This window comes from Ferrovum myxofaciens, assembly GCF_000735045.1.
In the GTDB taxonomy this organism is placed as follows: Bacteria; Pseudomonadota; Gammaproteobacteria; order Burkholderiales; family Ferrovaceae; genus Ferrovum; species Ferrovum myxofaciens.
Genome location: NZ_JPOQ01000057.1, coordinates 1 through 7,695, shown reverse-complemented (window position 1 = coordinate 7,695; position 7,695 = coordinate 1). Strand labels below are relative to the sequence as shown.

At 52.6% G+C, this 7,695-nt stretch carries 6 protein-coding genes; all 6 read left to right on the top strand.

Annotation, left to right across the window (positions count from 1 at the left end; translation table 11 throughout):
* Nucleotides 1–280, top strand: a 280-nt coding sequence (locus tag IV91_RS0107990; protein ID WP_031597439.1) for a Crp/Fnr family transcriptional regulator, incomplete at its 5' end; no start/stop codon positions are given.
* Nucleotides 281–425: 145 nt separating this feature from the next.
* Nucleotides 426–1,121, top strand: a complete 696-nt coding sequence (locus IV91_RS0107985; protein WP_031597438.1) for a VIT1/CCC1 transporter family protein — start codon at nt 426–428, stop codon at nt 1,119–1,121.
* A gap of 178 nt (nt 1,122–1,299) precedes the next feature.
* On the top strand, nt 1,300–3,789 hold the full coding sequence (locus tag IV91_RS0107980) for an HAD-IC family P-type ATPase (protein WP_082783442.1): 2,490 nt from the start codon (nt 1,300–1,302) through the stop codon (nt 3,787–3,789).
* Nucleotides 3,790–4,006: 217 nt separating this feature from the next.
* A complete protein-coding gene (locus IV91_RS0107975) occupies nt 4,007–4,792 on the top strand; it encodes a peptidase (RefSeq protein WP_051862343.1) in 786 nt (261 codons plus the stop codon).
* 230 nt (nt 4,793–5,022) lie between these two features.
* Nucleotides 5,023–6,453 carry a circularly permuted type 2 ATP-grasp protein gene (locus IV91_RS0107970; protein ID WP_031597435.1) on the top strand — a complete coding sequence of 477 codons (1,431 nt, stop codon included), beginning with the start codon at nt 5,023–5,025 and terminating at the stop codon, nt 6,451–6,453.
* A 1-nt stretch (nt 6,454) separates the two neighbouring features.
* Nucleotides 6,455–7,402, top strand: coding sequence for an alpha-E domain-containing protein (locus IV91_RS0107965; protein ID WP_031597433.1), 948 nt, complete (start codon nt 6,455–6,457; stop codon nt 7,400–7,402).
* Nucleotides 7,403–7,695: the final 293 nt, after the last annotated feature.

Here is a 7,695-nt window from a genome sequence, read left to right as displayed (position 1 = left end):
CCGGCATCACACCCTGGATCAGCAGTTCTGCCGATGGCTCCTGCTGAGCCTCGATCGTTTGCCCTCCAACGAACTGATCATGACCCAGGAACTGATCGCCGCCATGCTCGGGGTACGTCGCGAAGGTGTCACGGAGGCCGCCGGAAATGTGCAGAAAGCGGGCTTGATCAAGTACAGTCGGGGCCACATTACCATTCTTGACCGAGTAGGTCTGGAGAAGCGGGTCTGCGAATGTTACGCAGTGGTCAAGAAAGAGTTCGATCGCCTGCTCCCCGAGTAGTCGTTGAAGGAGGCTTTACCAAGTTTCTGAATTAGGCATGGAAACCCAGGGTTCTTCGGAAGTCTAATTATTATCAGGTGAAGTTGGCACCGTTTCTTCGTGATGTGTTCGAAGTGCGGCAGAAAATTTCAGGGGACGATTCAATATGCATCCGCGTCACATAGAACGGCACCGCACTAAACGCGTAGGTTGGCTACGCGCTGCAGTATTGGGCGCGAATGATGGCATCGTTTCCACAGCGAGTCTGGTGCTGGGTGTTGCGGCTGCGCATGCTACTCGCAGCAACATAATGGTCGCTGGAGTTGCCGGCTTGGTCGCCGGAGCCATGTCAATGGCCGCCGGCGAGTATGTGTCCGTCCACACACAGGCAGATACCGAAATGGCAGATATCGAGCTTGAACGCAAGGAACTCAAGACGGACGAAGCCGGGGAGCATAAAGAATTGGCGGCGATCTATGTTGGTCGAGGTCTTGATCCCGCGCTAGCGAAACAGGTCGTCGATCAACTCATGGCGCATGACGGGCTTGGTGCACACGTCCGCGACGAACTTGGAATCACCAAAGCGCATAGTGCGCGTCCGATCCAGGCTGCCTTTGCTTCGGCTGCCAGTTTCGCAATTGGAGCAGCCATGCCACTGTTGATCACGTTATTGGCACCCGCGGTAAATCTCATCCTATTCGTCGCAGGTACGTCACTCGTTTTTCTCGCGCTTCTGGGTGGGGTGGCTGCGTACGCCAGCGGCGCTTCTTTGACTGCGGGGGCAATGCGTGTCACATTCTGGAGTGCACTGGCCATGGCGTTAACTGGGGGCGTCGGCGCCTTATTTGGAGCGGTTGTGTAAGCGAAATGGCGCTGTGCCACCTTGCACGCAGACTTGGGTTGTATCAGCTGGCGATTATCTGCTGATACATGATCACAGGCCGCGATGTGTAATCGGCCGGTTAAGTTCGCTGCCGTACGGTAGTCGTCGGTATCTGTAGTTAGACTGATTCTATTTCCGAGCCGCAAAGGATGTCATCATGGAACCGAATAACGATCCGTCCAAAGTTATAGAATCTAAATACGGGGCCAAGCGTGGCGCGAAATCCGATGCCAAGTCGACGGGTGCTGCAGAGGATCACCTGCTCAGTGGTCTGACGAGCGACGAGGCCCACCGCCTTCTGACACAGTTTGGTCCCAACACAATGCCAGATACGAACATGCACCCGCTGCGTATGGCGCTTGAAAAATTCTGGGCCCCGGTTCCGTGGATGCTCGAGGCTGCGGTTGTGCTTGAACTCGTGCTCGGCAAGTATGTTGAGGCCGTGATCATTGCGGGTCTTTTGGTGTTCAATGCAGCACTCGGTCTATTTCAGGAGAGCCGTGCCCAGGCAACCCTCACCGCACTGAAGTCCCGGCTCGCGCTGAACGCATCCGTCCGGCGCGATGGCGTATGGAAAATCATACCTGCGGCCGAACTTGTGCCGGGCGACGTGGTGAAACTCTCACTTGGTGGGGTGGTTGCCGCAGATGTGCATATTACCGGTGGAGAAGTTTTGCTCGACCAATCCATGCTTACCGGCGAATCGGTGCCTATCGAAGCAGGTGTGGGCGTGGAAACTTTTGCTGGAGCGCTCGTGCGTCGGGGCGAGGCGGAGGCGGGGGTCACGGCGACCGGAGTGCGCACCAAGTTCGGTCGCACTGCAGAATTAGTTCGCACCGCCCATGTCGTGAGTTCCCAGCAGAAGGCAGTTCTGCGCGTGGTGCGCAATCTTGCCGCATTCAACAGCATCGTCATTGTGGTGCTTGTGGCTTATGCTTATTTTCTCAAGATGCCGCTGGCGGAGATCATTCCTCTCGTTCTGACGGCAGTCTTGGCGTCGATACCGGTTGCACTGCCAGCTACATTCACATTGGCGGCGGCACTCGGCGCGCGAGCCTTGGCAAAGTTAGGTGTCCTTCCGACACGCCTCTCCGCAGTGGATGAAGCAGGAACTACGGACGTCTTGTGCTCCGACAAGACCGGCACGTTGACCCAAAATGCGCTGACAGTGACGACCATTCATCCCATGAACGGCTTCGACGAGGCGCATGTTTTGGCACTTGCCTCGCTGGCGAGCGCGGATGGTGGGCAGGATCCAGTGGATGCAGCCATTCGTGCGGCCGCTTTAAGCAAGGGCATCTCAGATGCGCCAAAGTTGGTCAAGTTTGAGTCTTTCGATCCTGCGAAAAAGATGTCAGAGGCAACCGCAACTGATTCGACCGGCGGTACGCAACGTATCGTGAAGGGTGCTTTTTCCGTAGTCATCGGTCTCGTACAACGGACACCGACCGCAACAGTTGCGGTGAACGAACTTGAACGGCAGGGCTTCCGAGTTCTGGCAGTGGCAGCGGGACCGCAGACGGCGATGAAGCTGGCGGGACTTGTTGCGCTGAGTGACCCGCCTCGTTCAGATTCGGCGGCACTCGTCACTGAATTGCATGAGTTAGGTGTCCGCACTGTGATGGTGACGGGTGACGCGCCGGCGACTGCGGCCATCGTGGCTCACGCGGTGGGGCTTGATGGCGCCATCTGTCCGCCCGGTCCAATTCCCGACAACGTCCATCCCGAGCAATTCGCAGTCTATGCCGGCGTCCTACCGGAGGATAAGTACAAGCTTGTCAAGGCGTTTCAGAAGGGCGGTCATACCGTCGGCATGTGTGGCGACGGTGCCAATGACGCGCCAGCGCTGCGTCAGGCGCAGATCGGCATCGCAGTCTCCACGGCAACCGATGTCGCCAAATCGGCCGCCGGCATGGTGCTGACCGAACCTGGCCTCGCTGGCATCGTCGCCGCGGTCAAAGAAGGGCGAATCACGTTTCAGCGCATCCAGACCTACACATTGAATTCTATCGCCAAGAAGATCGTGACGGTGCTCTTCCTGATTGCTGGCCTGGTCATGACAGGGCACGCGATCCTGACCCCACTGCTGATGGTCATTGTGATGGTCGCCGGTGACTTTCTCGCCATGTCCTTGACGACGGATAATGTAAGACCGTCCCCGACGCCGAATGAGTGGCACATCGGCAAATTGACGATGGCCGGCGCTGCGATGGGCATTTGCCTGCTGGCCTTCTGCATCGGCATCCTGGCTATTGGTAAATTTGGCATGAATCTTGGTATAGAGACATTGAGAACCCTGGCCTTCGTCGTCTTGGTGTTCGGCAGTCAGGCGACGATCTATGCCATTCGCGAACGCCGACACTTGTGGGCCTGTTCTCGTCCAAGTCTCTGGCTTGTGGCGTCATCCGTTACCGATATCGGTATCGCCTCCCTATTGGCTATCAGCGGGATCGCAATGACACCCTTGCCGCCCTTGATGGTGGCGGGCACACTTGCAGCGGCAACTGCCTTCGCATTCATTCTGGATTTGGCAAAGGTTCCAATATTCTCTCGTCTCGGGGTCGCCGAGCGCCCGTCCGATCGCTCCTTGACTCACAAAACCAAGGGTATCCGAGGACTTGGGGCGCAAAGACGTTCAAGCAGTTGAAGTGTTCAGAATCGTGTTTCTGAACGAAGTCATGATGAAGTTCCCCCGGTTTTTCGCCTTCCAAGGGCGGTACCTATCCTACATGAATTTGCGCCGCAGTGCTCCACCTATCTTCCCTTGCGGGTAGTTTGCCGAATAACAAAAACCGTGTTACTGTTTAGCACTGGGAGGTCAGCAGGTTGGACAATGATCCAATAATTTTTATTTGAGATTCACAATGACCTATTGTCTTGCTATTAACACGGAAACAGGCTTCGTTCTTTGCTCTGATTCACGAACCAATGCCGGATTTGACAACATTTCGACCTACTCGAAGATGCACACTTTCGTGTGGCCGAACAACAGAGTGTTCGCGCTGCTTTCAGCGGGAAATCTTGCTACCACACAGTTGGTGATCAAGCGGCTTCATGCTGATCTGGATAGCAGAGCAGTCCCTAATCTGTTTAGTGTCGAAAATATGCATGAAGCGGTAGACTATGTGGCCACAGTTAGTAGTAGCGTACAAAATATCCACGCGGTGAGGGACAGCGGGAATGTCAATTTTGAAGCGACATTTATTTTGGCAGGACAAATAGGCACGTCGCGCCATGAAACGCTCATGATTTATCCACAGGGCAATTATATTCACGAGTCCAATGAACATCCTTTCCTGCAAATCGGTGAAATTAAATACGGCAAACCTATCCTGGATCGAGTCATCAACCGTCATATCTCACTGCCAGAGGCAGGTCGTTGCGCACTGGTGTCGATGAATTCGACGGTTCGCAGCAATCTTACTGTCGCCCATCCTGTCGAGTTACTGGTTTATGATAAAGATAGCCTGTCCTTCACTCACCAACTCTATTTGGGTGAAGATGATCCGTTTGCCAAAGAACTTGCAGAATCTTGGAATCGGGGTCTTCTCTTAACACTGCAAAATCTGCCCAAATTTGTTTGGGAAAAGTCTGAAAACTCACCTGCAGCCAATAATTCGACCCGATCATCACAAGTGATTAATTCCTGACTTTTCTGAAACGGCAGTAAATCCACATAAAAATCTTCTTATTCTTCGGTTTTGTTTATTTTGTTTGTCAATGGCCCATGCACCAGAATGAGGCGTAGCGTCAGAATTCTGTCTCACTTTGGCAATTCAATAGCCAAAATAAAATGCTAATAACCTGAATTTTTTGGTATTAAATTGTTTGGCATGATTCATGCATTAATAGCATAAGTTCAAACAATTGACTAAAAATCATGAAGACAGTCTATGACGAAATGTATGCCGCTGATGGTTCAGTGCGTGAAAGTTATCGTAACTACGCCAATTGGCTACAGGTTATCCCCGACGATGTGATCGCGCGCAAACGCGAGGCCGCGGATTTGGCGTTTCATCGCGCCGGAATTACTTTCGCCGTATATGGTGAAGCCAACAGTCAGGAAAGACTGATCCCTTTCGACATCATACCGCGTATTATTCCGACGCGAGAGTGGCAACACCTGTCCGACGGATTGCGCCAACGGGTCAAGGCGTTGAATGCCTTTTTGCATGACATTTATCATGATCAGGAAATACTTAAAGCAGGTCTTATCCCGGCTGGACAGGTATTGAGAAATAGCCAGTTCCGTCCGGAAATGGTCGGGGTAGACGTGCCAGAGCAGATTTATGCACACATTGCCGGCATAGACTTGGTGCGTGCTGACACTGGTAACCAGACTGGCGAATACTTTGTACTCGAAGATAACCTGCGCACTCCGTCCGGCGTTTCCTACATGCTGGAAAATCGCAAAATGGTGATGCGACTATTTCCTGACCTGTTTGTACGCCAGAAGATAGCCCCCGTAGAACATTATCCTGATCTGCTACTCAGCAACCTGCGTTCGGTCGCACCTGCAGGTATCGCCGACCCGACAGTGGTGATTTTGACACCCGGTCAATACAATAGTGCCTATTTCGAACACGCTTTTCTTGCGCAACAAATGGGAATTGAACTGGTGGATGGCTACGATTTATTCGTTAAGAACAAAACTGTGTTCATGCGTACTACGGAAGGGCCTCGTCGCGTGGATGTCATTTATCGCCGTGTTGACGATGACTACCTTGATCCTCAGGCATTTCGCAAAGACTCCATGCTGGGCGTACCCGGATTGTTCTCGGCCTACAAAGCGGGCAACGTTACATTGACCAATGCGGTGGGTACCGGAATTGCCGATGACAAGGCCATCTACGTACATGTACCAGAAATGATCCGCTTTTACTGCGGCGAAGAGCCAATTTTGTCTAATGTGCCAACCTGGGAACTGCGTAAACCGGAAGACCTTGCATATGTACTGGCGCATCTGCCAGAACTGGTCGTCAAGGAAGTTCATGGTTCAGGCGGATATGGCATGCTGATAGGCCCCACGGCATCAGTGGATGAAATCAGGCTGTTCCGCGACAAGATCAGCGCCGATCCGGCCAACTACATCGCACAACCGACACTCGCTTTGTCCACCTGCCCTACTTTTGTCGAGAGCGGCGTGGCCCCTCGCCATATTGATCTTCGACCTTATGTACTCTCCGGTCGTGAAATTACCATGGTGCCGGGTGGACTTACCCGGGTGGCGCTAAAGGAAGGCTCCCTGGTAGTCAATTCGTCGCAAGGTGGCGGCACCAAAGATACATGGGTTCTGGAAGGGGAGCGTTAACATGCTATCATCAACCGCTGATCACCTCTACTGGATGGCTCGCAGTATGGAGCGAGCAGAGAATACCGCGCGCATGCTGGATGTAACCTATCGCATGTCGCTACTCAAACAGGCGATGATCGAGCCGAACAACGAATGGCGCGCCATGCTGTCTATCAGCGGCCTGCATGAGGGTTTTGAGGAACGTCACGACATCCATAATGCCGAAAATGTATTGCATTTCATGGCGTTGGACAAAAAAAATCCAGGCAGCATTTACAACAGCATCTTCCTCGCGCGCGAAAACGCCCGCGCTGTGCGCGGCACAATCACTTCGGAGATGTGGGAAGCACTCAATTCCACTTGGCTGGAAATGCTCCGGATACATGCAGAAGGCATCGCTTTGGATGGCGTTTCACGCTTCTTTGAATGGGTGAAGGAGCGATCGCATCTTTCGCGCGGGATCGCCCACGGAACCATGTTACGTGACAATACTTTTCGATTTATAAGATTGGGAAGTTTCCTTGAACGTGCTGACAATACGGCCCGCATCCTGGATGTAAAATACCACATCCTTTTACCCAGTCTGAAGGACGTCGGGGGCGCTACAGATTATTACCAGTGGAGTGCGGTACTACGCTCGGTATCGGCATTTGAGTCCTATCGTAAAGTATATCGTGATCAGATCACACCCAAGCGTGTCGGTGAACTTTTGATACTGCGACTTGACATGGCGCGTTCCCTGATCACTTGCGTGAATGAAGTACACCGCTTGCTGCTCGAAATCAATGGGCCGCGCTCCAACGAATTGATTAATCGTTGCAACCAACTCTACGCCAGAATGCATACTGAAACCATAGACCGGGTATTCGAGTATGGTCTGCACGAATATCTCTCCGAATTTCTCGAGCAAATTTATAATCTGGGCGATTTGATCAATACAACCTACTTCTGGTCAACCGATGAATAAACGAATTTTTAATCTGTAGAGCACGCAGTTTACTCACCAGGCCAAATTCTCTGTGCTACAACAAACAGAACACTGACTGCCGTGATTTATTGCATTGCGACCAGGATAGATGCTGGCATCGGTTTTGTGTCAGATTCCTGCACCAACGCTGGAATAGATAATATTTCAAGTGGGGTATTCAGCTTAGTGCTGTGATGTTAGAATTATGCAATGGAATCAAAAACTCCGCAAGTTCGATCCGTCGCGCCCCGCGCCGGGGTCGACTACCCACGCAACTACGCAGAATTTAAGGC